General features: G+C 72.4%; 19 protein-coding genes and 1 rRNA gene. 9 read left to right on the top strand and 11 right to left on the bottom strand.

Annotated features, from left to right (window positions below):
* Positions 1-314 precede the first annotated feature (314 nt).
* Positions 315-881, top strand: coding sequence for a DJ-1/PfpI family protein (locus tag AB0947_RS35115; protein ID WP_171155722.1), 567 nt, complete (start codon positions 315-317; stop codon positions 879-881).
* Between the two features lie 148 nt (positions 882-1029).
* Here AB0947_RS35115 and AB0947_RS35110 read toward each other — a convergent pair whose 3' ends face one another.
* Positions 1030-1698 carry an HAD family hydrolase gene (locus AB0947_RS35110; protein WP_366754430.1) on the bottom strand — a complete coding sequence of 223 codons (669 nt, stop codon included), beginning with the start codon at positions 1696-1698 and terminating at the stop codon, positions 1030-1032.
* A 57-nt stretch (positions 1699-1755) separates the two neighbouring features.
* On the bottom strand, positions 1756-2268 hold the full coding sequence (locus tag AB0947_RS35105; protein WP_366754429.1) for a hypothetical protein: 513 nt from the start codon (positions 2266-2268) through the stop codon (positions 1756-1758).
* 336 nt (positions 2269-2604) lie between these two features.
* Here AB0947_RS35105 and AB0947_RS35100 point away from each other — a divergent pair, with 336 nt between their 5' ends.
* Entirely contained in the window at positions 2605-3084 is a 480-nt protein-coding gene (locus AB0947_RS35100; protein ID WP_366754428.1) for an Rv3235 family protein, read from the top strand.
* 166 nt (positions 3085-3250) lie between these two features.
* On the opposite strand, the gene secA is transcribed toward AB0947_RS35100, so the two are convergent.
* The gene (gene secA, locus AB0947_RS35095; protein ID WP_366754427.1) at positions 3251-6061 is read right to left on the bottom strand and encodes a preprotein translocase subunit SecA; all 2811 of its coding nucleotides are present in this window, start codon (positions 6059-6061) and stop codon (positions 3251-3253) included.
* Positions 6062-6314: 253 nt separating this feature from the next.
* On the opposite strand from secA, the gene AB0947_RS35090 reads away from it, so the two are divergent.
* Together AB0947_RS35090 and AB0947_RS35085 are read left to right on the top strand one after the other, a co-directional pair.
* A complete protein-coding gene (locus AB0947_RS35090) occupies positions 6315-6884 on the top strand; it encodes a GNAT family N-acetyltransferase (RefSeq protein WP_366754426.1) in 570 nt (189 codons plus the stop codon).
* Between the two features lie 71 nt (positions 6885-6955).
* A complete protein-coding gene (locus AB0947_RS35085) occupies positions 6956-8131 on the top strand; it encodes a crosslink repair DNA glycosylase YcaQ family protein (protein ID WP_366754425.1) in 1176 nt (391 codons plus the stop codon).
* Between the two features lie 25 nt (positions 8132-8156).
* On the opposite strand, the gene AB0947_RS35080 is transcribed toward AB0947_RS35085, so the two are convergent.
* From AB0947_RS35080 to mtnA, 7 genes are all read right to left on the bottom strand, one after another.
* Entirely contained in the window at positions 8157-8900 is a 744-nt protein-coding gene (locus tag AB0947_RS35080) for a response regulator transcription factor (protein ID WP_366754424.1), read from the bottom strand.
* A gap of 203 nt (positions 8901-9103) precedes the next feature.
* Positions 9104-9835 carry a ribosome-associated translation inhibitor RaiA gene (raiA, locus tag AB0947_RS35075; RefSeq protein WP_366754423.1) on the bottom strand — a complete coding sequence of 244 codons (732 nt, stop codon included), beginning with the start codon at positions 9833-9835 and terminating at the stop codon, positions 9104-9106.
* 279 nt (positions 9836-10114) lie between these two features.
* Positions 10115-11065: a ComF family protein gene (locus AB0947_RS35070; RefSeq protein ID WP_366754422.1), complete on the bottom strand. Its 951-nt coding sequence runs from the start codon at positions 11063-11065 to the stop codon at positions 10115-10117.
* A gap of 147 nt (positions 11066-11212) precedes the next feature.
* Positions 11213-13045 (bottom strand): LpqB family beta-propeller domain-containing protein, encoded by a 1833-nt coding sequence (locus AB0947_RS35065; protein ID WP_366754421.1) that lies wholly within the window; start codon positions 13043-13045, stop codon positions 11213-11215.
* Positions 13035-15143: an MtrAB system histidine kinase MtrB gene (gene mtrB, locus AB0947_RS35060; RefSeq protein WP_366754420.1), complete on the bottom strand. Its 2109-nt coding sequence runs from the start codon at positions 15141-15143 to the stop codon at positions 13035-13037. The genes AB0947_RS35065 and mtrB overlap by 11 nt, the downstream gene beginning before the upstream one ends.
* 1 nt (position 15144) lies before the next feature.
* Positions 15145-15834, bottom strand: coding sequence for a two-component system response regulator MtrA (gene mtrA / locus AB0947_RS35055; protein WP_005316841.1), 690 nt, complete (start codon positions 15832-15834; stop codon positions 15145-15147).
* A 118-nt stretch (positions 15835-15952) separates the two neighbouring features.
* Positions 15953-17098, bottom strand: coding sequence for an S-methyl-5-thioribose-1-phosphate isomerase (mtnA, locus tag AB0947_RS35050; protein WP_366754419.1), 1146 nt, complete (start codon positions 17096-17098; stop codon positions 15953-15955).
* 140 nt (positions 17099-17238) lie between these two features.
* On the opposite strand from mtnA, the gene AB0947_RS35045 reads away from it, so the two are divergent.
* From AB0947_RS35045 to AB0947_RS35025, 5 genes are all read left to right on the top strand, one after another.
* Positions 17239-18618, top strand: a complete 1380-nt coding sequence (locus AB0947_RS35045; protein WP_366754418.1) for a glycerophosphoryl diester phosphodiesterase membrane domain-containing protein — start codon at positions 17239-17241, stop codon at positions 18616-18618.
* Positions 18619-18691: 73 nt separating this feature from the next.
* Entirely contained in the window at positions 18692-19411 is a 720-nt protein-coding gene (locus AB0947_RS35040) for a DUF4129 domain-containing protein (RefSeq protein WP_366754473.1), read from the top strand.
* Complete coding sequence (locus AB0947_RS35035) at positions 19408-20604, top strand: DUF4350 domain-containing protein (RefSeq protein ID WP_366754417.1); 1197 nt, start codon at positions 19408-19410, stop codon at positions 20602-20604. The genes AB0947_RS35040 and AB0947_RS35035 overlap by 4 nt, the downstream gene beginning before the upstream one ends.
* Complete coding sequence (locus AB0947_RS35030; RefSeq protein ID WP_366754416.1) at positions 20601-21593, top strand: MoxR family ATPase; 993 nt, start codon at positions 20601-20603, stop codon at positions 21591-21593. The genes AB0947_RS35035 and AB0947_RS35030 overlap by 4 nt, the downstream gene beginning before the upstream one ends.
* Entirely contained in the window at positions 21593-22903 is a 1311-nt protein-coding gene (locus tag AB0947_RS35025) for a DUF58 domain-containing protein (RefSeq protein WP_366754415.1), read from the top strand. The genes AB0947_RS35030 and AB0947_RS35025 overlap by 1 nt, the downstream gene beginning before the upstream one ends.
* Positions 22904-22999: 96 nt before the next feature.
* On the opposite strand, the gene rrf is transcribed toward AB0947_RS35025, so the two are convergent.
* Positions 23000-23090, bottom strand: a 5S ribosomal RNA gene (gene rrf / locus AB0947_RS35020); the annotation flags it as partial.

Below are 23090 nucleotides of genomic sequence, written 5' to 3'. Positions count from 1 at the left end.
AACCCGGGCGCAGGGCAGGAGCAGGATCGCCCCCGCGAGATATCGCGCTGATCACGCCACCAGGCTATCGCCACTTACCCCGGGCCCGTCATGAGCCGTATGTGTACAAAACCGAGGGGTGAAGTTTGACGTTCTGCACAGCGGCGGGGCGGGTGGGGGTGGCGTATCCGACGGCTGCCTCCCGTCCGGGACACCCGGTCGCGCCCCCGCGCCCGCGGTCGCACCCTGAAAAGCGCCGGGCCCTCTTGGCAAGGGGCGCCCGGCGGAGGCACGGTGCCCAGGACACTGTGCGCAGTCTCCCCGGAGGAGCCGACATGCCCACCAAGATCCTCATCGTCACCGGCGACGCGGCGGAGTCACTGGAGGTGCTCTACCCCTACCAGCGGCTGCGCGAAGAAGGCTACGAGGTCCACATCGCCGCCCCCACCCGCAAGACCCTCCGGTTCGTCGTGCACGACTTCGAACCCGGTTTCGACACCTACACCGAGAAGCCCGGCTACACCTGGCCCGCCGACCTGGCCTTCTCCGAGGTCGACCCGGGTGACTACGCGGCCCTGGTCATCCCCGGCGGCCGGGCCCCGGAGTACCTGCGCAACGACCCCGAACTGCGCAAGATCCTCAAGGCATTCTTCGACGCCGACAAGCCGGTCGCCCAGATCTGCCACGGCCCGCTGCTCACCGCCGCGATCGACTCCCTGCGGGGCCGCCGGGTCACGGCGTACCCGGCGCTGGAACCGGACATGCAAGCGGCCGGCGCGGGCTTCCAGGACAGCGAGGCGGTCGTCGACGGCACCCTGGTCTCCTCCCGCGCCTGGCCGGACCACCCGGCGTGGATGCGGGAGTTCCTGACGGTGCTGCGCTCCAAGGCACCGGTGAGCTGAGAACCGTCCGCGCGGCGCCGTCCGGCTCGCGGTACACCGGCGGCTCAGGCTCGCGGTACACCGGCGGCCGTCCGCCGTGGCCGGCCGCGTGGTGACCCGCGTCCTGGGGAGCCGGCGAGCCGCGGGCGGCCGTCGGCCCGCGGCCCGGCTACGCCGCCATCCTCCGCGCCTCGGCCACCGCCTCGGCCAGCGTGTCCACCACCGGCACCCCGGCCCCCTCCAGGCTCACCCGGCTGTGCGACCCCCCGCTGTACAGCACCGCCCGCGCCCCCACGTGCCGCGCGGCGACCGCGTCGTCCGCCGCGTCCCCGATCACCACGGTCCGCTCGGGCGCCACCCTCCCCGTCAGCGCCTCCAGATGCCGCACCATGTGCTCGGCCTTGCTGCCACCGGACGGCCCCGTGCGCCCGTCGACCCGTATGAAGTGCGCCTCGATCCCGAAGCCCCGCACCAGCGGCACCAGGTCCTCGTGCCCGTACATGCTCAGCAACGACTGGCTGTGCCCCGCCGACCGCCACCCCGCGAGCAGCTCCTCCGCCCCCTCGGTCAGCCGGCACCGCACCCGCTGCTCGGTGTAGTAGCGGTGGAAGACCCCGTCCATCAGCTCCCACTCGGCGTCGGACGGCAGCCGGCCGAGCAGCCGCTCGTAGAACCTCGGCACCGGCACGCAATACAGCGCCCGGTACTGCTCCAGCGTGATCGGCGCCAGGCCCAGCTCCGCGAAGGCCGCGTTCGTCGCCCCGATGATCGCGTCATTGTCGTGGAACAGCGTCCCGTTCCAGTCCCAGACGATGTGCGCGCTTCCCTGCGTCCCCATGTCCAAGACCGTACCCGCCCCCACTGACAATCAGGGCACGACAGCGGTGGGCGCGGGTCAGCCCAGCCCGACCAGGTGGGGGATCTCCTGCGTGGCGTACCACAGCAGCTCGTGGTCGTCCGCGCCGTCCACGACGAACTGCGCGTCGTCGTCCCCGCCGTCCGCCGCCTCCAGGGCGTCCGCCGCGGCGGACACGTCCGGCTCCGCGTCCTCGGCGTCGACGTGCACGGCGGCCGCCTTCGCGAGCGGCACCGCGACCTTCACGGTGACCTCGCCGAGCGCGGCGGGGTCGAGCGCGCGGTCCGGGTCCGTGCTCGTGGCACCGTCGGGCACGTCGACGGCGACCACGACCCGGCGCCGCGGCGCGTCCGGGTCCGCCGCGAGCAGCCGCAGCGAGGCCAGCGCGGCCCGGCTGAGCGCGGCGTACTCCAGCTCCTCGATGTCCTCGGAGAGGTACCACTCGCGCAGCCCGGGCGTGACGGCGTACGCGACGAAGGGGCCGGTCCCCAGCTCACCCGTCTTGTACGCCTCGGCGAGAGCGGGGAGGGTCAGGGGGACGTAGACGCGCATGCTGGCCGCTCTTTCCTGTTCCTGGTCGAAGGCTCCGCTGGGCCCCGGGGAAGGCGGCTGGCGCGTCTCCCGGAGGGCCTTCAGGATACGTGCGGCCGTCCCCTTTCGGGCCCCTGCCCGCACGCGTGGAGACGTCCACTCCAAGCCCTCGGTTCACCCTCGCCGGCCGCCTGACCACGGGGCGCGGTGCCCTGCGGGTCGCTCGGATAGGTGAACCGTGCCGGCCCTTCCCCGCCCACCGCCGCTTCCTTGCGACCCCCTCCGGCGCCCCGTACAAGATCCCCACCACTTGGTTACCGCCCGGTATCCACCGGGCCCGCCGAACGGGGACGCCCCATGAACAAGGTCATGAGCCGCACCGCCCAGCCCCGCCCGCGGCACCGCCCGCCGACCCGCCGCGACTCCCGCCGCCCCGGCGGCGCCCCGCCCCGCACGCCCGGCCGCCCCACGGCCGCACGGCCGGAGACGGCCCGCACACGGCCCGGGGCCGCCGTACGGCAGCCCCGGCCCACCGACCTCTTCGCCGAGCGCCTGCTGGCCGTCCTGAGCGGTCAGCGGCCCGTCCACTGGATGCTGCGGCACACCGCGGGCCGCGCCTACGACGACCTGGCCCGCCTGGCCGAACACGGCCCTCTGCGCACCCTCGGCCCCCGCCCGGTCGTCCAGGACATCGGCTACTACGTCCCCAGCCAGGGCGCCCTGGAGGTCTTCGCCCGCATCGCCGCCGGTGGCCGGCTGCGCGCCATGGCCTTCCGCCTGGAACTGGGCAAGGACCTCCGCTGGCGCTGCACAGCGGTGGAAACGGGCACGCCGTGAGCCGGCGGCACGCCGTAGGGCTGGGGGCCGGAGGCGCGGGAACCACCGTGGTGGTGCCCGCGCGGCCGCGGCAGCACAGGGCACCGCCCCGCGGGCAACGCGGCGGGGCCGGGCCCCGGAAGGGGAACCCGGCCCCGCTCGACCGCTGAGGCGCCGCAGGCGACCGTTACTTCTTGCGGCGCCGCCCGCCCTTGGCCTGGCGGCGTCGCTCGGCCCGCGTGAGCCCGTCCGACTCGGACCGCACCGGCTCGTCCTCCTCCAGGTCACGCTCGACGATGCCGCCCTCACCGTCCACCGTCGGCGCGGAGAAGTGCAGGTCCCGCCGCTGCGGAACGTCCAGCCCCTTCGCACGGATCTCGGGACGCGCGCCCGCCTGCGCCGGCACCGTGTCCTGGACGCCCTCGCCCACCGGCTGGGCCTCCTCGACCGGGACCTCCTCGACCTGCTGCTCGACCTGGACCTCCAGGTTGAACAGGTAGCCGACGGACTCCTCCTTGATGCCGTCCATCATCGCGGTGAACATGTCGAAGCCCTCGCGCTGGTACTCGACCAGCGGGTCCTTCTGCGCCATCGCGCGCAGGCCGATGCCCTCCTGGAGGTAGTCCATCTCGTAGAGGTGCTCGCGCCACTTGCGGTCCAGGACCGACAGCACGACCCGGCGCTCCAGCTCACGCATGATCTCGGAGCCGAGCTGCGCCTCGCGGGCCTCGTACTGCTGGTGGATGTCCTCCTTGATGGACTCCTCGATGAACTCGGCGGTGAGACCGGCCCGGTCGCCGGCCGCCTCCTCCAGTTCCTCGATGGTGACCTTCACCGGGTACAGCTGCCGGAACGCGCCCCACAGCCGGTCCAGGTCCCAGTCCTCGGGGAAGCCCTCGGAGGTCTCGGCACCGACGTACGCCTCGATGGTGTCGTCCATGAAGTGCCGGATCTGCTCGTGCAGGTCCTCGCCCTCCAGGACGCGCCGGCGCTCGCCGTAGATGACCTCGCGCTGCCGGTTGAGGACCTCGTCGTACTTCAGGACGTTCTTACGGGTCTCGAAGTTCTGCGTCTCGACCTGGGCCTGCGCGGACGCGATGGCGCGCGTGACCATCTTGTTCTCGATCGGCACGTCGTCCGGCACGTTGGCCATGGACATCACGCGCTCGACCATCTGGGCCTTGAACAGGCGCATCAGGTCGTCGCCCAGCGACAGGTAGAAGCGGGACTCGCCCGGGTCGCCCTGACGGCCGGAACGGCCGCGCAGCTGGTTGTCGATGCGCCGCGACTCGTGCCGCTCGGTGCCGAGCACGTAGAGGCCGCCCAGCTCCTCGACCTCATCCTTCTCCGCCTTGACGGCCTGCTCGGCCTTCTCCAGGGCGGCGGGCAGGGCGGCGGCCCACTCCTCGATGTGCTCCTCGGGGTCGAGGCCGCGCTGGCGCAGCTCCGCCTCCGCGAGGTCCTCGGGGTTGCCGCCGAGCTTGATGTCCGTACCACGGCCGGCCATGTTGGTCGCCACCGTCACGGCGCCCTTGCGGCCGGCCTGGGCGACGATCTGCGCCTCGCGCTCGTGGTGCTTGGCGTTCAGCACCTCGTGCTGGATGCCGCGCTTGCTGAGCTGCTGCGAGAGGTACTCCGACTTCTCGACGGAGGTGGTGCCGACGAGGATCGGCTGGCCCTTCTCGTGCTTCTCGGCGATGTCGTCGACGACCGCCTCGAACTTGGCCACCTCGGTGCGGTAGATCAGGTCCGACTGGTCCTTGCGGATCATCGGCTTGTTCGTCGGGATCGGGACCACGCCGAGCTTGTAGATCTGGTGGAACTCGGCGGCCTCGGTCATCGCCGTACCGGTCATGCCGGAGAGCTTCTTGTAGAGGCGGAAGAAGTTCTGCAGGGTGATCGTGGCGAGCGTCTGGTTCTCGTCCTTGATGTCCACCCCTTCCTTCGCCTCGATCGCCTGGTGCATGCCCTCGTTGTAGCGGCGGCCGGCGAGGATACGGCCGGTGTGCTCGTCGACGATCATGACTTCGCCGTCGATGACGACGTAGTCCTTGTCCTTCTTGAAGAGTTCCTTGGCCTTGATGGCGTTGTTCAGGTAGCCCACGAGCGGGGTGTTCACCGACTCGTACAGGTTGTCGATGCCCAGCCAGTCCTCGACCTTGCTGACACCGGGCTCGTGGATGGCGACCGTGCGCTTCTTCTCGTCGACGTCGTAGTCGCCGGTCTCCTCGACGCCCTTGAGCGGGTTGCCGGCCTCGCCGCGCTTGAGGCGCGTGACCAGCTTCGCGAAGTCGCCGTACCACTTGGTGGCCTGGTCGGCCGGGCCGGAGATGATCAGCGGCGTACGGGCCTCGTCGATGAGGATGGAGTCGACCTCGTCGACGATGGCGAAGTTGTGGCCGCGCTGCACCAGCTCGTCCTTCGACCACGCCATGTTGTCGCGCAGGTAGTCGAAGCCGAATTCGTTGTTCGTGCCGTAGGTGATGTCGCACGCGTACTGCTCGCGGCGCTGGGCCGGCGTCATGTTGGCGAGGATGCAGCCGACGCTCAGGCCCAGGAACTTGTGGACGCGGCCCATCATCTCGGAGTCGCGCTCGGCCAGGTAGTCGTTGACCGTGATGAGGTGGACGCCGTCCCCGGACAGGGCGTTCAGATACGCGGGCAGCGTGCCGACGAGGGTCTTGCCCTCACCGGTCTTCATCTCGGCCACGTAGCCGAGGTGGAGCGCGGCACCGCCCATCATCTGCACGTCGTAGTGGCGCTGGCCGAGGACACGCTTGGCGGCCTCGCGCACCGTGGCGAACGCCTCGGGGAGCAGGTCGTCCAGGCTCTCACCGTCGGCGTAGCGCTGCTGGTACTCCGCGGTGAGGGCCCGCAGCTCGGCGTCGGAGAGGTCGACGAAGTCCTCTTCGATGGAGTTGACCTGGTCCGCGATGCGGTGCAGCTTGCGCAGGATCTTGCCTTCGCCTGCACGCATGATCTTCGAGAGGACGGACACGGGGGCTGGTCTCCTTGCCGGTCGGGCCTGGGACGGTCGGTTTTCCTTCTGACGTACTGAGCAACGGCCATCGTATGCGAGGACCCGGCCGCGCCGGGAGGCCTGGCGGCTCGACGGCTGCTTCACCCGGGACAACGGACGGGACGCCGCGATGGTGCCGCATCGGCGCGAGGAATTACGCGAAACGTGACCGCCTGGTCACACATCGCGAAAATCCGTGGCCGGGGCGGGGCGTCCCGAGCAGAATCGGGCGATGGAACCCGTCACGCTCACCACGGACCGCCTGCTGCTGCGCCCGGTCGGCCCCGCCGACACGGACGCCGTGTACGCGGCGGCGCAGGACCCCGACATCCAGCGCTGGACACTGGTCCCCTCGCCGTACCTCCCGGAGCACGCGGTCGGCTTCACGGAGCAGACCGTCCCGGACGGCTGGTCGCAGGGCTCCACGTTCACCTTCGGCGTCTTCCTCGCGGGCGGGGAGCTGGCCGCCATGCTCGCCCTGATGATGCGCTCACCGGGCACGGCCGAGGTCGGCTTCTGGGCGGCGAAGGAGCACCGCGGCAACGGCTACGTCGTGGAGGCGACGCTCACCGCCTGCCGGTGGATCTTCACCGAGGTCGGCGTCGACCGCGTCGAATGGCGGGCCGAGGTCGGCAACCACGCCTCCCGCGCGGTCGCCGAACGCGCGGGCTTCACCCTGGAGGGCACCCTGCGCTCCGGCCTCAACAACAAGGGCGTGCGCCGCGACTGCTGGGTCGGCTCCCTGCTCCCCTCCGACCTGGGCCTGCCCTCCACCGCCCCGTACCTGCCCGCGCGTTCCTGAGCCCGCCGGCCGTTCCCGGGGAACGGACGGCCCGTCGCGGGCTGTCAGTGGCACCCTCTATCGTCCGACGCATGACGACCCTTCCGCGCCCGACCACCACCCTCACCGCGGACGACGCCCGCCGGATCGCCCTGCGGGCCCAGGGCCTGCTCGGCGCGCCCGACCGGCGCGCGGGCGTCCGCGGGGTGCTGCGCCACCTCGGCGCGGTCCAGCTCGACACCATCTCGGTGCTCGCCCGCTCCCATGAACTCGTGCCCTACGCCCGGCTGGGCGCGGTCGGCCGCAAGGCCGTGGAGGCCGCGTACTGGACGGACACCCACGCCTTCGAGTACTGGTCGCACGCGGCCTGCATCCTCCCCATCGAGGAGTGGCCGCACTTCGCCTTCCGCCGCCGCGCCTACCGCAACCGGCCGCACTGGTACCACGAACTCCCCGAGGGCGCCTACGACCAGGTCATCAAGCAGCTCCGCGCGGAGGGCCCGCTGACCGCCACCGAACTGGGCGGCGCGAAGAAGACGAACGACTGGTGGGACTGGTCGGGCACCAAGGTCGCCGTGGAGCGCGCGCTGATGTACGGCGAGGTGGTGTGCGTGGAGCGGCGCGGCTGGAAGCGGGTGTACGACCTCGCCGAGCGCGCGGTCCCCGCCGAGCTGCTCCACGACGAGCTGGACGATTCCGAGTGCCTGCGCCGGCTGGTCCGGCTGGCGGGCGAATCGCTCGGGGTCGGCACGCGCGCGGACATCGCCGACTACCACCGTCTCAAGGGCGAGCAGGTCGACGCGGTCATAGCGGACTCCGGCCTGGTGCCGGTCGAGGTCGAGGGCTGGTCCAAGCCGGCCTGGGCGGACCCGGCGGCCCTGGCGACGCCGCCGCGCGGCCGGCACCGCACCACGCTGCTGTCGCCGTTCGACTCGCTGATCTGGGAGCGGGCGCGCACGGAGCGGATCTTCGGCTTCACCCACCGGCTGGAGGCGTACGTCCCCAGGCCCAAGCGCATCCACGGCTACTTCGCGATGCCGGTGCTCGCGGGCGGCCGGCTGGTCGGGCGTGTCGACCCGGCGCGGGAGGGCCGCACACTGGTGGCCAAGCAGGTCACCCTGGACGGGTCGAAGGCGGTCCCGGCGGTCGCCCAGGCCCTCTTCGAGGCGGCGGCGTGGGTGAACTGCACCGACGTCCGCGTGGAGCGCGTGGACGCACCCGGCCTGCGCGAGCCCCTGGCCAGGGAACTCGCCGGGCTGCTCGGATAACTCGCCGGGCAGCCCCGGTCGGGAGCTAGCGGATCTCCAGGATCTTCTCCCGCATCGCGTAGACCACGGCCTCCATCCTGGAGTGCAGTTGCAGCTTCTCCAGGATGTTGCGGACGTGGTTCTTCACGGTGTTCTCCGAGATGAACAGTTCCTTGGCGATGTCCCGGTTGTTCATGCCCGTGGCGACGAGTTTGAGGACCTCCAGCTCGCGGTCGGTCAGCCGGGGCGCGGGCACCAGCCGGCGCTCGTCGGTGCGCTGGATCATCGACTTGAACTCGGTGAGCAGTTTCGACGCCATCGACGGGCTGATCTGCGACTGTCCGTCGGCCACCGCGCGAATGGCGGTGGCCACCTCGTCGGTCGAGATCTCCTTGAGGAGGTATCCGGTCGCGCCCGCCTTGATCGCGTCGTAGAGGTCGGCCTCCTCGTCGCTGATCGTCAGCATGATGATCTTCGCGCTGGGGGCGACCTCCTTGATGGAGGTGCAGGCCTCGATCCCGCCGCGCTTGGGCATGCGGACGTCCATCAGCACGATGTCGGGCAGCAGGTCGGCGGCCTTGTCGACGGCCTCGGCCCCGTCGCCGGCCTCGCCGACGACCTGGATGTCCTCCTCGGCCGCGAGCACGATCTCCAGGCCGCGCCGGAAGAGGGCGTGGTCGTCCACGACCAGGACTCTGATCGGCTCGCGCGAGGAGCCCGCGTCCTGGTTGCCGCCGATGACATCGTCGCCGGCGTCCCCGTCCCGCATCGGTCCGAAGGTGTCCGCCATCGTTCCTCCCCCTGAAGGCTGTGGCCTGTGGTCCTGTGCCATCGCCAACCCAAGGCAGCGGCCCACCGGTTGGGCCGGTGCGGCCATGATTTCATGCCCGGGCGGCACCGAGGTGACGTACGGGGCGCGAAGTGGTCGCACACCGGTGCCCCTGGGGGCGCACACGCGCTCCAGGGGCACCCGCACAGCTTCAGCCGGGCGGATCAGCCGCCCAGCGTGCCACCCGCAGCGGGCGGCTGTGTCGTCGCCTCGGCGACCATCGGGTCGGTGCTGAGGTGGATCACGCCGTAGTCGTAGGCGTGTCGCCGGTAGACGACGCTGGGTTCCTTCGTCTCGGAGTCGACGAACAAGTAGAAGTCGTGGCCGACCAGTTCCATCTCGTAGAGGGCCTGGTCGAGCGTCATGGGGGAGGCGACGTGGGTCTTCTCGCGGACGACGAGGGGGCCTTCACCCTTGACCTCCAGCGAGCCGATCTTCTTGGTCGGCACTCCGTCCGTCTCCTCCTCGTGGACGGGCTGGCCGCTGCCGTTCAGTGTCGCCGCGCCGGGGACGTGGTCGGGGACCTCTGCCGCCGAGATCCGGCGTGCGCCACGGCGCGAGAACCGCTTGTCGTGCTGCTTGCGCAGCCGGGCATCCAGCTTCTCCGCCGCCAGGTCCAGCGCCGCGTACGGATCGCTGGCCGCCGCCTCCGCCCGGATCACCGGACCGCGCGAGCGGAGCGTGATCTCCACTCGGTCACAGCGGTCGGCCTGTCGAGGGTTCGGCTCCTTGGACACCTCGACGTCGAGGCTGATCACCTTGGCATCGAGCCTCTGGATCTTCTCCAGCTTCAGCTTCTCGGCCACGTGCTTGCGGAACCGCTCGGGCACCTCGGTCTTGCGGCCCTTGACGACGATGTCCACGCAGAACTCCGTTCCCGGATCGCCCCGCTGCATCGGCGGAGCGTCTCCCTTTCGCACCAGATCCGGTGATCACCGGACCTCGGACTCGGTGACTTCCACCTCCTCCTCCCCCATGGGCGAGATCTCCACCCCACCGGCGCGGGTGATTGCGAAAAACCCGCAGCACGGCAATCGGATATGAGAGGTGTGGCCTGCGCCTTTCCTCACACCCGAACATATCTCGCCCGGACGGATGTCGTCACCCTCTACTGCGACGTACCTCCATTCCGGTGAATTACCCCTGTCACTAGCTGGAACGATGCACGTTGACGATCAGTTCCTGCTCATTTCGAAAGAATCGCGAGGAGCTGCGATCACGGCGGCATGCAGCATCCACCGCAGGGCGTTCGGCATCGCATTTTCCGGTGCACTGTGCACCGACTCCCTTCTCCCCGGCGGGGCACCGATCCGTCGTTCCTCCCTACCTTCCCGAGTTGCGGCCGCGTACACAGCCGTCCTGCCCGGACCGGGGGACACGACCGTCTCCCGCAGGGCCCGCGCCGCTTCCGCGAGACTGGCGCCCGTCGTCATCAGGTCGTCGACGAGCACGACGCGGCCCGCCCCGAGCAGCCGGCCGCCCCCCGGACTCACCTCCAGCGCCCCGGCGAGGTTCTCCAGGCGCCGCCGCGCGTCCAGCCCCGCCTGGTCGGCCACGGGCCGCCGTTGGCGCAGCACGGCCGCCACCCGGGCCGGCGTCCCGGTGCGCCGCAGCTCCCCGGCCGCCGCGAGCGCCATCCGCCGCACCGGATCGTGCCCACGCGCCCGCACGGCCCACCGGGCCGAGGGCACGGGAACCAGCACCACGGGCTCGGGCCGGGTCCACCCGGCCGGCCCCGCACCGCCGCGGGCACCGCGGTCCGCACCGACGCGGGCACCACGGTCCATGCCGGCGCGAGCACCACCGCCCGCACCAGCACCCGCGCCGTCCTCCGCGCCCAGGCCCGCCCGCACGGCCCCCGCCAGCGCCGTGCCCAGCGCTCCCGTGAGCGTCAGCGCACCCCGTTCCTTGTGCGCGATCAACAGCTCGCGCACCTGCGCCGCGTAAGGAGCCACCGCGTGCACCACCGGCAGCCCGGCCGGCTCCGGCACCGGCCGCACCCGCCGCGCCGCGCTCCCGTGCAGCGTGGCCCGGCACCGCGGGCAGAGCGCCGCACGAGGTGCGCCGCAACCCGCGCAGTCGGCCGGCAGCACCAGGTCGCTGAGGTCCTGCCACCACCCCCGCATGACCACCACTGTGCCAACGCGACCACGGACCGGCCACCCCTGTGGACAACGCCCTGTGGACAACTCGGCCCGTGGCTCGGGAAGGGAGCGTCCCGCTCCCGGCCGTCCCGCGCCCAGCCCGGCCGGAGCATCCCGGCCGCCGCGCGCTCAGCCCGGATAGACCGGCGCCGACCCGTCCTTGTCGACCTTCTGCCACTGCGCCCCGGACGGCAGTCGTACGATCCCGTCCTCCGAGTAGGCCACCAGCGGCACCCGCTCGTCCTCGGACGCGGCGACCGCCTTCACGCTGGTGAGCGTGCCCGGTGCCGGGCCGTCGAGCGTGGAGCCGTCGACCTGGACGTACCGCATCTGCTGCACGCCCCCCTGCTCCTGCCCGACGACCAGCAGCCTGCTGTCCCCGGCCCAGGAGATGGCGCTGACCTGCTCCAGGTCCGGTGCCGCCGACCGCAGTCCGTCCACCGAGATGCCCTGCCCGGTCCCGTCGTCGCGCTGGATCCGCCCGATGAAGAGGGACTGCTTGCCGTCCTTCTCCACGACCAGCGCGATCCGCGCCCCGTCGGCGGCCACCCGCACGTCCTCGATCCGGCCGGACAGGTCCGGTACGGCGACCGGCTCCGGTTTCTCGGCGCCCCGTTCCAGGACGAACAGCCGCGGCCGGTGCGGGTCGCGGTCGGCCACCCACAGGTCGCCGCGTGCGTCCCAGCTCGGGGTGGCGAGCCGGTGGTCGGGGGTCGTACCGGCGCTGGTCACCAGCGGAGCGCCGAGTGATCCGTCCGACGCCAGCGACGTCACGTACAGCGTCCTGCCCTCGTCGGCGATCCCGGCCGCGGTCTGCTCGTCCCGCGACACCGCCACGGACCGCAGCCCCCTGCCGGCCTCGCCCAGCGGACCCGGCACCGGCGCGGACGCCGTCCCGGTGCTCCCGGTCTGCATCCGTACCATCCGGTGCTTGCCGTCGAGGAAGTACAGGTAGTCGGGGCGCTTGGACGACCCGTGCCAGGCGACGGACTCGGCGCGCTCCCCGGTCAGTTCGCACAGCCGGTCGCCACCGGTCCCCCGCAGCTCGACGGACTCCAGCGTCGGCGCCAGGTTCCGCAGGGTGAACAGCATCTGCGTCGCCATCTCGGTGCACTTGCCCGGCGCCACCCGCGACGGCTTGAGGTTCAGCGGCACGGTCACCTTGTTCTGGTCGTCCGGTGCCAGCCCGGACACACCCTTCTGCAACGCCGTACCGGTCGGGAAGCTCGACCGGACCACCGGTCCGAGCCAGGTGGTGGGGCCCTTCAGCAGCGAGCGGACCAGCTGGGTCATCGGGTCGACCTTGCTGCGCACGAACACCGGATCGGCGACCGCCACCGGCTGCCCGCCCACCCCGACGGACGCGTCGGAGGCGAAGTAGTACTTGCCGACGGACGTGTAGTTCCGCTGGAAGTCCGACTTGCCCATGACGACCCCGTCGGGCAGCCCGTCGATGCGCCACTGCCCGTTCTTCGGGTCCTTCGTGAGGTGCAGCTTCTTGCGGTAGGTGCCGTCGGCGGGCTGGTAGGCCTGCTGCGCGTCCACCGTGGCGACCTGGCTTCCGGCCAATACGCAGGTGACGCTGTTGGTCTCCTCCCGGCCGCCCGGACGGCAGTCGGTCTCGATGGTCGGCCCGTTCGCGAGGACGGTGGTCGACTGCTCGGGCCGCCAGGTGCGGGCCGCGTCGGCCGTCAGGTACTTGCGAGCCGTGTCGTACCCCGGGTCGTCGCTGGTCAGCGCCTCCAGGAAGCCCTGCATGATCTCGCCCGGACCTGCGCCGTCGGCCGGCGGCATGGCGAACACCCGGACCCCGGTGTCCTGCCGCGGCGTGGACTCCACGTCCCGCAGGTCCCCGCTGTCGGGCATCGAGGCACAACCGGCCAGCAGTACGGCACCCAGGGCGGCGTACGCCACCGCGCGCCACGACCGCCGCCGCGCGCCCCCCTCGCGGTCAGCGGCCACGAAATGCCTCCCCTGGCTCGGTCGAGTCCTCCGGCACGGCCGCGTCCGGCCCGCCCGCTCCCGCGCCCGCACCGGGCGACGGATGTGCGGCGGGCCCGTCGGCCGGACGCCGTGCGCCGGCGGCGGGCCGGGGCACGACACGCGTGCCGTTGCCGTTGCCGGGCAGGGCGGTCGGGCCGGTGGCCGGGGTGGACGTGGTCAGCCGCGGCGCGATCTCCGCCCGCGGCGGCAGCGCGGGCTGGACGCCGTTCTGCTGCACCGGAACGGTCGCCCGCTTCTCCTCGCCCGCCCGCGGCAGGCCGGCGTCGTCGAGGCCCCGGTTGCGGCGGGAGTCCTTGGGCTCCAGCGGTATCGGTGAGCCGCGCAGCGGCTCGTCCGCCGTCCTGGGCAGCGTCAGCCGGAACTGCGAGCCGCCGCCCGGCTCGCCCCAGGCCTGAAGCCAGCCGCCGTGCAGCCGCGCGTCCTCCAGGGCGATCGACAGCCCGAGGCCGGTGCCGCCGGTGGTACGCGCGCGTGCCGGGTCGGCCCGCCAGAAGCGGCTGAAGACCCGGGTCGCCTCACCGGGCTTGAGGCCCACGCCGTAGTCCCGCACCGCGATGGCCACGGCTCCGCCCGCCGCGGCCAGCTTCACGACCACGTCCTTGCCCTCGCCGTGCTCGACGGCGTTGACGACGAGGTTGCGCAGGACCCGCTCCACTCGCCGGGCGTCCGCCTCGGCGACGACGGGCTGCTGGTCGCCGAGGACCCGTATGCGCGTGCCCTTGCGCTCGGCGAGCGGCTCGGCACCGCTGACGACCCGCCGGACGACCTCCCTGAGGTCTATCGGCTCGGCTTCCAGCGCCGCCGCTCCGGCGTCGAAACGGCTGATCTCCAGCAGGTCGGCGAGCAGCGACTCGAACCGGTCCAGCTGGTCGGCGAGCAGCTCGGCCGACCGCGCGGTGACCGGGTCGAAGTCCCCGCGCGCCTCGTGGATGACGTCGGCGGCCATCCGGACCGTGGTCAGCGGGGTGCGCAGCTCGTGCGAGACGTCGGAGACGAACCGCCGCTGCATCCGCGACAGGTCCTCCAGCTGCTGGATCTTGCCCTGGAGGTTCTGCGCCATCTTGTTGAAGGCCTCGCCCAGGCGCGCGATGTCGTCCTCGCCGGTGACCTTCATCCGCTCCTGCAGCCGCCCGGCCGACAACCGCTCCGCGATCCCGGCCGCCATCCGCACCGGCGTGACGACCTGCCGCACCACCAGCCAGGCGATGGCGCCGAGCAGGACGACGACGAACAGCCCGGCGGTGGCGAGCGTGCCCTTGACCAGGCTGAGGGACTTCTCCTCCTGCGTGAGCGGGAAGAGGTAGTACAGCTCGTACGGGCGGCCGTTGGGGTCGTTGACCTGCTTGCCGATGACGAGTCCCGGCTGCGAGTCCTTGCCGCCGTAGTAGACGATCCGCGTGTTGCTCTGGACGGCCGACATTCCGCTGTTGACCCGCTCGCGCAGGGCGGCGGGCACGCTGGAGGTCGGGTTGACGTTCCCGGAGCCGCGCGGGCTGCGTCCGCCACCGCTGTCGTCGCCGACCGGCAGCGTCACCACGTCGAAGGCGCCCGCGCCGCCGCTGGACAGCGACTCCACGAGGTCGCTCATCCACTGGATGACGTTCTGCGACTGCCGCCCGTCCCCGGTCGCCGTGCCGTCGCCGGCACCGGTCCCGGCTGCCGTCCCGCCGGCCGCCTCGTCGGCTTTCTGCTTGGCCACCGCGAACCCGCCCGTGGCCTGGCTCTGCGACGCCTTGACCTTCGCGTCGAGCAGGCCGTTGCGCACCTGCCCGATCACCACGAAGCCCAGCAGCAGGACGACGCCGAGCGACATCAGCAGGGTGGTGGCGACGACCCTGAGCTGGATGTTGCGCCGCCACAACCGCATCACCGGCAGCAGCGGACGGCGCACCCAGCGCAGGAACAGGCGCAGGACCGGGCTGCCCTGCACCCCGCCCTCGATCAGCCCGCCGTCGAACATCGCCCGCCAGCGCGCACCCGCCGCCGTCCGGCCGACAGGCCGCTCCGGGCGGGCCCCAGTACCGCCGGGGGCCGAAGCGGCGCTGTCCCCGGACATGTCAGCTCGGTCCGGCCTTGTAACCGACACCACGGACGGTCACCACGATCTCCGGCCGCTCCGGGTCCTTCTCGACCTTGGAGCGCAGCCGCTGGACGTGCACGTTGACGAGCCGCGTGTCGGCCGCGTGCCGGTAGCCCCACACCTGCTCCAGCAGCACCTCACGGGTGAACACCTGCCAGGGCTTGCGCGCGAGCGCGACCAGCAGGTCGAACTCCAGCGGGGTCAGTGCTATCGACTGCCCGTCCCGCTTCACCGAGTGCCCGGCGACATCGATGACCAGGTCACCGATGGTGAGCTGCTCCGGCGCCGGCTCCTCCGACCTGCGCAGCCGCGCCCGGATCCGGGCCACCAGCTCCTTCGGCTTGAACGGCTTCACGATGTAGTCGTCGGCGCCCGACTCCAGGCCCACGACGACGTCGACGGTGTCGCTCTTGGCCGTGAGCATCACGATCGGCACACCGGACTCCGCCCGGATCAGCCGGCACACCTCGATGCCGTCCCGTCCGGGCAGCATCAGGTCGAGCAGCACCAGATCGGGCTTCGCCTCCCGGAAAGCGGCCAGCGCCTTGTCGCCGTCGGCTACGAAAGACGGCTCAAAACCTTCACCACGCAGCACGATGCCGAGCATCTCGGCCAGTGCGGTGTCGTCGTCGACGACAAGGACTCGTCCCTTCATAAACGACATCATCCCATTCTCATAACAGCGACAGGCGCCCTGGTGAGGCAGGTCACTGGCCGGTGACGATAGTCGTACGGGGCCGTCACTGTCTGCCCCTGTCCGCCGACGATGATGCCGCTCGCCGGTGTCAGCCCGACGACTGCGGAGCCCCGGCCGCTGACCGGGCGCACAGTTCCGCGAGCGCCTCGGCCGTCACGGGCGACACCGCCCCCTCCTCGGTGACGATCGCCGTCACCAGTTCGGGCGGGGTCACGTCGAACGCCGGGTTGTACGCCTGCGTCCCCAGCGGTGCCACCGGAATCCCACCCCCCGCTCCCGCCGCCTGGGGCGCCGTCACCTCGGTCACCTCGAAGCCGGGACGCTGCTCGACCTCGATGGACGTCCCGTCGGGCGTGTTCGGGTCGACCGTCGTCAGCGGCGCCACCACGATGAACGGCACATGGTGGTACCGGGCGAGCACGGCGAGCGGATAGCTTCCCACCTTGTTCGCCACCGAACCGTCGGCCGCGATCCGGTCCGCCCCGACGAGCACCGCGTCCACCTCACCCGCCGCGAACAGGGAACCCGCCGCGTTGTCCGTGAGCAGGGTGTACCCCATACCGCTGCGGGCCGCCTCGTACGCCGTCAGGCGGGCGCCTTGCAGCAGCGGACGCGTCTCGTCCACCCACAGCCGCCGCAGCCGGCCCGCCCGGTGCGCGGCGAGGGCCACCGCGAAGGCCGTGCCCTCCCCGCCCGACACCAGCGACCCGGTGTTGCAGTGGGTCAGGATCCGGTGCCCGCCACCGGACAGCAACTCGTCCAGCAGCGTCAGACCGTGGGCCGCCATCCTGGCGCTGGCCTCGGCGTCCTCCTGGTGCAGCGCCCGCGCGGCGGCCAGCGCCGCCACGGCGGCCGCGGTCGGGTCGCCGGTCCGGGCCAGCGCCGCCTGGTGCGCCGCCTGCGCCCGGCGCACCCCGACGGACAGGTTCACCGCGGTGGGCCTCGCCTCTTCGAGCGACCGCGCCGCCTCGGCCACGTCGAACCCCCGCGCGGCGGCGAGCGCGACGCCGTACGCCCCCGCGATCCCGAGCAGCGGCGCCCCGCGCACGGCGAGCGAACGGATCGCCTCCACCAGCGCCGCCGCGTCCGTGCACACCAACTCGACCTCTTCGGCCGGAAGCCTCGTCTGATCAAGAAGGACCAGTACGGGGCCTTCTGGTGGTTCCTCCCATCGGATCGCCGGTATCTCGGTCGGCCGCCTGTCCCCACCGGTTCGCGCCTGCTGATCAACCATGCCGTCAGTCTGCCCCGGATCCGGCGGACAATTGAAGGCGTCCGGCCCCCACCGTGGCCGGTTACCCGGTGACCAGCACATGGCACGATGGCTGCCAACCTGCCGCCGCGACCGCGGACGGGCACCGAGAAGGAGCTTCGATGACTGACACTCCGGGCTGGGCCTCGCCCGGATCCGCCCCGTCGCCCGAGGGGCGGGAACCCGGTGCGTCCGGCCCCGCCGAGCCCGCGGACCGCCCCGCCCCCACCGAACCCGCGCCGCAGCCGGGCCCGGACGCGCAGGGCCCAGGCTCGAAGTGGTCCAAGGAGCAGCCGCCGGCCGGCCAGTGGTCCGCGCCCACCGGTGCCCCGAGCCCGCACCACGCCCCGCCGCCTCCGCCGCCCGGCCCTGGCTGGGGCGGCGGGCAGCCCGGCGGCCCCGGCTACGGTGCCCCCGGCGGCGGATACGGCGGCCCGCACCCCGGCGGTTACGGCAACCCCGGCGGCTACCCCGCCTGGGGCGGCGGCTGGGGAGGTCCCCCGCCGGCGGCCAAGCCCGGCGTCATCCCGCTGCGCCCGCTCGGCGTCGGCGAGATCCTCGACGGTGCCGTCTCCACCATGCGCACCTACTGGCGCACGGTCCTCGGCATCGCGCTGGCCGTCGCCGTCGTCACGGACACCTGCCTGGTGCTCGTCCAGGGCTTCTTCGTCAACGACGCCCTCGCCCGCACATCGCTCGACAGCCGGACCGCCACCCTCGACGACGTCTACCGCTCCCTGCGCGACTCCATGATCGGCACCGGCATCGTCACGGTGATCTCCGCGGCCGCCGCCATCATCGCCACCGCCCTGCTGACCACCATCACCAGCCGCGCCGTGCTCGGCAGGCCGGTCAGCACCGGCGAGGCCTGGCGCGAGGCCCGCCCGCAGATCCCGAGGCTGGCCGGACTGCTCCTCCTGCTCGGCCTGATCACCATCGGAGTGATCGTCGTCGGCGCACTGCCCGGCTTCCTGGTCCTGCTGAGCGGCGGCAGCGACATCGGCGGGTCCGCCCTGTTCGCCCTGGGCATCCTCGGAGCCGTCGTCGTCGCGGTGTGGCTGGCCATCCGCTACTACCTGGCCGCCCCCGCCCTGATGCTGGAACGCCAGAGCGTCACCAAGGCCATGAGCCGCTCCGCGAAGCTGGTGCGCGGCTCCTGGTGGCGCGTCTTCGGCATCCAGCTCCTCGCCTGGCTCATCGCCAACATCGTCTCGGCGGTCGTCACCATCCCCTTCGCCCTCATCGGCGCCGCCGTCAGCGGCGACGGCATGGACGACATCCTCGGCACCAGCGGCGGACACGTCGGCTGGGCGTTCCTGATCATCCGGGGCATCGGCTCCCTGATCGGCACCACGCTCACCCTTCCGATCAGCGCCGGCGTCACCGTGCTCCTCTACATCGACCAGCGCATCCGCCGGGAGGCCCTCGACCTCGAACTGGCCCGCGCCGCCGGTGTCCAGGGTTACGGCACCGGCGTCCCCGGCCCCGTCCCCGGGAGCTGATGCGGTGAGCCTCACGGGGGGAGTCCTCACGGCGGCGCCCTTACCGCGTGCCGCCACCGCCGTCGCGGACCGGCTGCTGCGCGCGACGGACCGGGTCGTGCTCGCGACCGGGGGCTCGGGGGACGAGCCCCCGGTGATCATCGGACGCGATCCCGCACGCGAGGCGGCCCGCCGCGAACTGTCCAAGGGGATGTACCACGAGAACGACCCCAGCCTGCTCCAGCGCGCCCTGAACGCGTTCTGGGACTGGCTCGACCGGGCCCTCGGCTCGGCTGCCTCGGCGACCCCGGGCGGCGCGGTCGGCCTGGCCGTCGTCATCCTGTTCGTCGTCGCCGTGCTGGCCGCCCTGTGGTGGCGCCTGGGCACTCCCCGGCGCCGGCCCGCCTCGGCCGCCGTCCTCTTCGACGAGCGCCCCCGCAGCGCCGCTGAGCACCGCGCAGCCAGCGAGGCCCACGCGGCCCAGGGCCACTGGAACCAGGCCCTCCAGGAACGCATGCGGGCCCTCGTCCGCTCCCTGGAGGAACGGGCCCTGCTCGACGTACGCCCCGGCCGCACCGCCGACGAGGCGGCCGCCGAGGCCGGGCGCGCCCTGCCCGCGCACACGGACCGACTGCGCGCCGCCGCCCGTGCGTTCGACGACGTCACATACGGCGGACGCACGGCCGACGAGCCGTCGTACCACCGCCTCGCCGAACTCGACCGCGACCTGGAACACACCAGGCCGGCCCTCGCCACCAGCCCCGCCGGCACCACCACGAAGGCCCGGAGCACCCGCCAGGGGGCCGCCGAGTGACCACCGCGGCCCTCCCGACGGCCACCTCCACCGCGCCCACCGGCCGCCAGGTGTGGACCCGCACGCGAGGCATCGCACTCGCCGTCGTCCTGCTCCTGGCCGCGGCCGTCGCCATGGCCGCCGTCCGCTCCACCACCCACCACGGCGACCTGGACCCGCGCTCCCCCGACCCCTACGGCAGCCGGGCCGTCGCCCAACTCCTCGCCGAACGAGGCGTCTCCACCCGTGTGGTCACCACCCTCGGCGCGGCCCGCGCCGCCGCCGGGCCGGACACCACCCTGCTCGTCGCCGTACCCGACCTGCTGACCCACCGCCAGCAGACCGAGCTGCACGCGGCGACCGCGTCCTCCGGCGGACGGACCGTCCTCGTCGCGGCCGGCAGCTGGTCCGTCGAACGGCTCGCCCCCGGAATCTCCGCGGACCCCGCCACCAGCGACAACTCCACCCTCGACCCGCACTGCACGCTGCCCGAAGCCCGGCGCGCGGGCCCCGCCGACACCGGCGGCATCCGTTACACCACCACCCGCCTCGACGCCGACTCCTGCTACCCCGGCGAGCGCCTGGCCACCCTCCTGCGCGTCCCCGCGACCTCCGGAGGCGGTGACACCGTCGTACTCGGCGCGCCCGACATCCTCTACAACGACCGCCTCGACGAGCAGGGCAACGCCTCGCTCGCCCTCCAACTCCTCGGCTCCCGCCCCCATCTGGTCTGGTACCTCCCCTCGTTGTCCGACGCCTCCGCCACCGAGAACGGCGAGCGGAAGAGCTTCCTCGACCTGCTCCCCCCGGGATGGCTCTGGGCCACCCTGCAACTGTTCATCGCGGCCGTCCTCGCCGCCTTCTGGCGGGCACGCCGCTTCGGCCCCCTCGTGCCCGAGAAACTCCCCGTCGCGATCCGCGCCTCCGAGACCGCCGAAGGCCGCGCCCGCCTCTACCGCACCGCCAACGCCCGGGACCGCGCCGCCGCCGCTCTTCGCTCCGCCACCCGCACCCGCCTCGCCCCCCTCGTCGGCGTCCCCACCCCCCAGGCGCACACGCCCGAGGCCCTGCTGCCCGCCCTGTCCGCCCACCTGGCCGGTGACGGGCAGGCCCTGCACTCCCTCCTCTTCGGACCGCCTCCTAGCGACGACACGGCCCTCGTCGCCCTCACCGACCAACTCGACGCCCTCGAAAGAGAGGTACGCCGTTCATGACGGACCCGACCACCGACAACGCCGGGCGGAGCGGGGACCCGGGCACCGCCCGGGCCTCCCTGGAGGCCCTGCGCGCCGAGATCGCCAAAGCCGTGGTCGGCCAGGACCCCGCCGTGACCGGCCTCGTCGTCGCCCTCCTCTGCCGCGGACACGTACTACTAGAAGGAGTCCCCGGGGTCGCCAAAACGTTGCTCGTCCGCGCCCTCGCATCGGCACTCGAACTCGACACCAAACGCGTCCAGTTCACCCCGGACCTGATGCCGAGCGACGTGACCGGCTCACTCGTCTACGACACCCGCACCGCCGAGTTCTCCTTCCAGCCCGGCCCGGTGTTCACCAACCTCCTCCTCGCGGACGAGATCAACCGCACCCCTCCCAAGACCCAGGCGTCCCTGCTGGAGGCCATGGAGGAACGGCAGGTGACGGTCGACGGCACCCCCCGTCCGCTCCCCGAGCCCTTCCTCGTCGCCGCGACGCAGAACCCGGTGGAGTACGAAGGCACCTACCCCCTCCCCGAAGCCCAACTGGACCGTTTTCTCCTCAAACTGACGATCCCTCTGCCCTCCCGGCAGGACGAGATCGACGTACTCACCCGGCACGCCTCGGGATTCGACCCACGCGACCTGCGCGCCGCCGGCGTACGCCCGGTCGCCGGCCCCGCCGACTTGGAGGCGGCGCGTGCCGCGGTCGCCAAGACGACCGTCTCCCCCGAGATCACCGCTTACGTCGTGGACATCTGCCGCGCCACGCGCGAGTCGCCCTCCCTCACCCTGGGCGTCTCCCCGCGCGGCGCCACGGCTCTGCTCGCCACCTCGCGCGCCTGGGCCTGGCTGACCGGCCGCGACTACGTCATTCCCGACGACGTGAAGGCCCTCGCGCTGCCCACTCTGCGCCACCGGGTCCAGTTGCGCCCCGAGGCCGAAATGGAAGGCGTGACCGCTGATGCGGTCATCAACGCCATCCTCGCCCACGTACCGGTCCCCCGCTGATGGCTCTCACCGGACGCGCCGCCCTCCTCGCGGCCCTCGGCTCCATCCCCATCGGCATCCTGGAACCGAGCTGGACGGGCATCCTCGCGGTCAACGGCCCCCTGGCCCTGGCCTGCGCCTGCGACTACGCACTGGCCGCACCGGTACGCCGTCTCCAGCTGATCCGTTCCGGCGACAGCTCGACCCGTCTCGGCGACGCCGCCGACGTCACACTGACGATCACGAACCCCTCCCGCCGCCCGCTGCGGGCACGACTGCGCGACGCGTGGCCACCGAGCAGCTGGCAGCCGGACACCGAGTTCGCCGCATCCCGGCACGGGCTGACCGTGCCACCGGGCGAGCGGCGACGCGTGACGACCCGACTGCGCCCCACCCGCCGCGGCGACCACCGGGCCGACCGCGTGACGATCCGCTCCTACGGCCCCCTCGGACTCTTCTCCCGCCAGGGCGCCCACGAGGTCCCCTGGACAGTACGGGTTCTGCCCCCGTTCACCTGCCGCAAGCACCTCCCGTCGAAACTCGCCCGATTGCGTGAACTCGACGGCCGTACCAGCGCGCTGACCCGCGGGGAGGGAACGGAGTTCGACAGCCTGCGCGAGTACGTTCCCGGTGACGACACCCGCTCGATCGACTGGCGCGCCACGGCCCGGCAGTCCGCCGTCGCCGTCCGCACCTGGCGCCCCGAACGCGACCGGCACATCCTGATGGTCCTGGACACCGGCCGTACCTCGGCCGGCCGCGTGGGCGACGCACCGCGCCTGGACGCCTCCATGGACGCGGCCCTGCTGCTCGCCGCTCTCGCCTCACGCGCCGGCGACCGCGTGGCCCTGCTGGCCTACGATCGCCGGATCCGCGCCCTGGTCCAGGGCCGCGCGGCGGGCGATGTGCTGCCTTCTCTGGTCCATGCGATGGCGACCCTGGAACCGGAACTCGTCGAGACCGACGCTCGCGGCCTCACCGCCACAGCGCTCCGCACCGCGCCCCGCCGCTCCCTGATCGTGCTCCTCACGACGCTGGACGCGGCACCGGTGGAGGAGGGCCTGCTTCCTGTGCTCCCGCAGCTCACTCAACGCCACACAGTTCTGGTTGCCTCGGTGGCGGATCCCTATATTGCCCGCATGGCGCAGGCCCGGGGGGACACGGAGGCGGTGTACGAAGCGGCGGCGGCCGCTCAGGCGCAGGACGAGCGTCGGCGCACTGCCGAGCAGCTTCGCCGTCATGGGGTGACGGTGGTGGACGCGACGCCGGAGGAATTGGCGCCGGCGCTAGCGGATGCGTACCTGGCTCTCAAAGCGGCGGGCCGGCTCTGACAGGCTCCGAACCGTCGGTGTCCCTTCGGGGATGTCTCAGGGGCCTGAAACGCAGAAAACCCCCGCACCGAAGGTGCGGGGGTTTTCCCAATAATTGTTCGGCGGCGTCCTACTCTCCCACAGGGTCCCCCCTGCAGTACCATCGGCGCTGTGAGGCTTAGCTTCCGGGTTCGGAATGTAACCGGGC

This window comes from Streptomyces sp. NPDC047841, from assembly GCF_040704085.1.
Taxonomy (GTDB): domain Bacteria; phylum Actinomycetota; class Actinomycetes; order Streptomycetales; family Streptomycetaceae; genus Streptomyces; species Streptomyces argyrophylli.
This window is presented reverse-complemented; position numbering and strand designations above follow the sequence as displayed.

What these genes read in the sequence shown, in the direction of transcription:
- AB0947_RS35115 (WP_171155722.1), top strand. Translation starts at nt 315, where the DNA reads ATGCCCACCAAGATCCTCATCGTCACCGGCGACGCGGCGGAGTCACTG.
- AB0947_RS35110 (WP_366754430.1), bottom strand. Translation starts at nt 1,698, where the DNA reads ATGGGGACGCAGGGAAGCGCGCACATCGTCTGGGACTGGAACGGGACG.
- AB0947_RS35105 (WP_366754429.1), bottom strand. Translation starts at nt 2,268, where the DNA reads ATGCGCGTCTACGTCCCCCTGACCCTCCCCGCTCTCGCCGAGGCGTAC.
- AB0947_RS35100 (WP_366754428.1), top strand. Translation starts at nt 2,605, where the DNA reads ATGAACAAGGTCATGAGCCGCACCGCCCAGCCCCGCCCGCGGCACCGC.
- AB0947_RS35090 (WP_366754426.1), top strand. Translation starts at nt 6,315, where the DNA reads ATGGAACCCGTCACGCTCACCACGGACCGCCTGCTGCTGCGCCCGGTC.
- AB0947_RS35085 (WP_366754425.1), top strand. Translation starts at nt 6,956, where the DNA reads ATGACGACCCTTCCGCGCCCGACCACCACCCTCACCGCGGACGACGCC.
- AB0947_RS35080 (WP_366754424.1), bottom strand. Translation starts at nt 8,900, where the DNA reads ATGGCGGACACCTTCGGACCGATGCGGGACGGGGACGCCGGCGACGAT.
- raiA (WP_366754423.1), bottom strand. Translation starts at nt 9,835, where the DNA reads ATGCAGCGGGGCGATCCGGGAACGGAGTTCTGCGTGGACATCGTCGTC.
- AB0947_RS35070 (WP_366754422.1), bottom strand. Translation starts at nt 11,065, where the DNA reads ATGCGGGGGTGGTGGCAGGACCTCAGCGACCTGGTGCTGCCGGCCGAC.
- mtrB (WP_366754420.1), bottom strand. Translation starts at nt 15,143, where the DNA reads ATGTCCGGGGACAGCGCCGCTTCGGCCCCCGGCGGTACTGGGGCCCGC.
- mtrA (WP_005316841.1), bottom strand. Translation starts at nt 15,834, where the DNA reads ATGATGTCGTTTATGAAGGGACGAGTCCTTGTCGTCGACGACGACACC.
- mtnA (WP_366754419.1), bottom strand. Translation starts at nt 17,098, where the DNA reads ATGGTTGATCAGCAGGCGCGAACCGGTGGGGACAGGCGGCCGACCGAG.
- AB0947_RS35045 (WP_366754418.1), top strand. Translation starts at nt 17,239, where the DNA reads ATGACTGACACTCCGGGCTGGGCCTCGCCCGGATCCGCCCCGTCGCCC.
- AB0947_RS35030 (WP_366754416.1), top strand. Translation starts at nt 20,601, where the DNA reads ATGACGGACCCGACCACCGACAACGCCGGGCGGAGCGGGGACCCGGGC.
- AB0947_RS35025 (WP_366754415.1), top strand. Translation starts at nt 21,593, where the DNA reads ATGGCTCTCACCGGACGCGCCGCCCTCCTCGCGGCCCTCGGCTCCATC.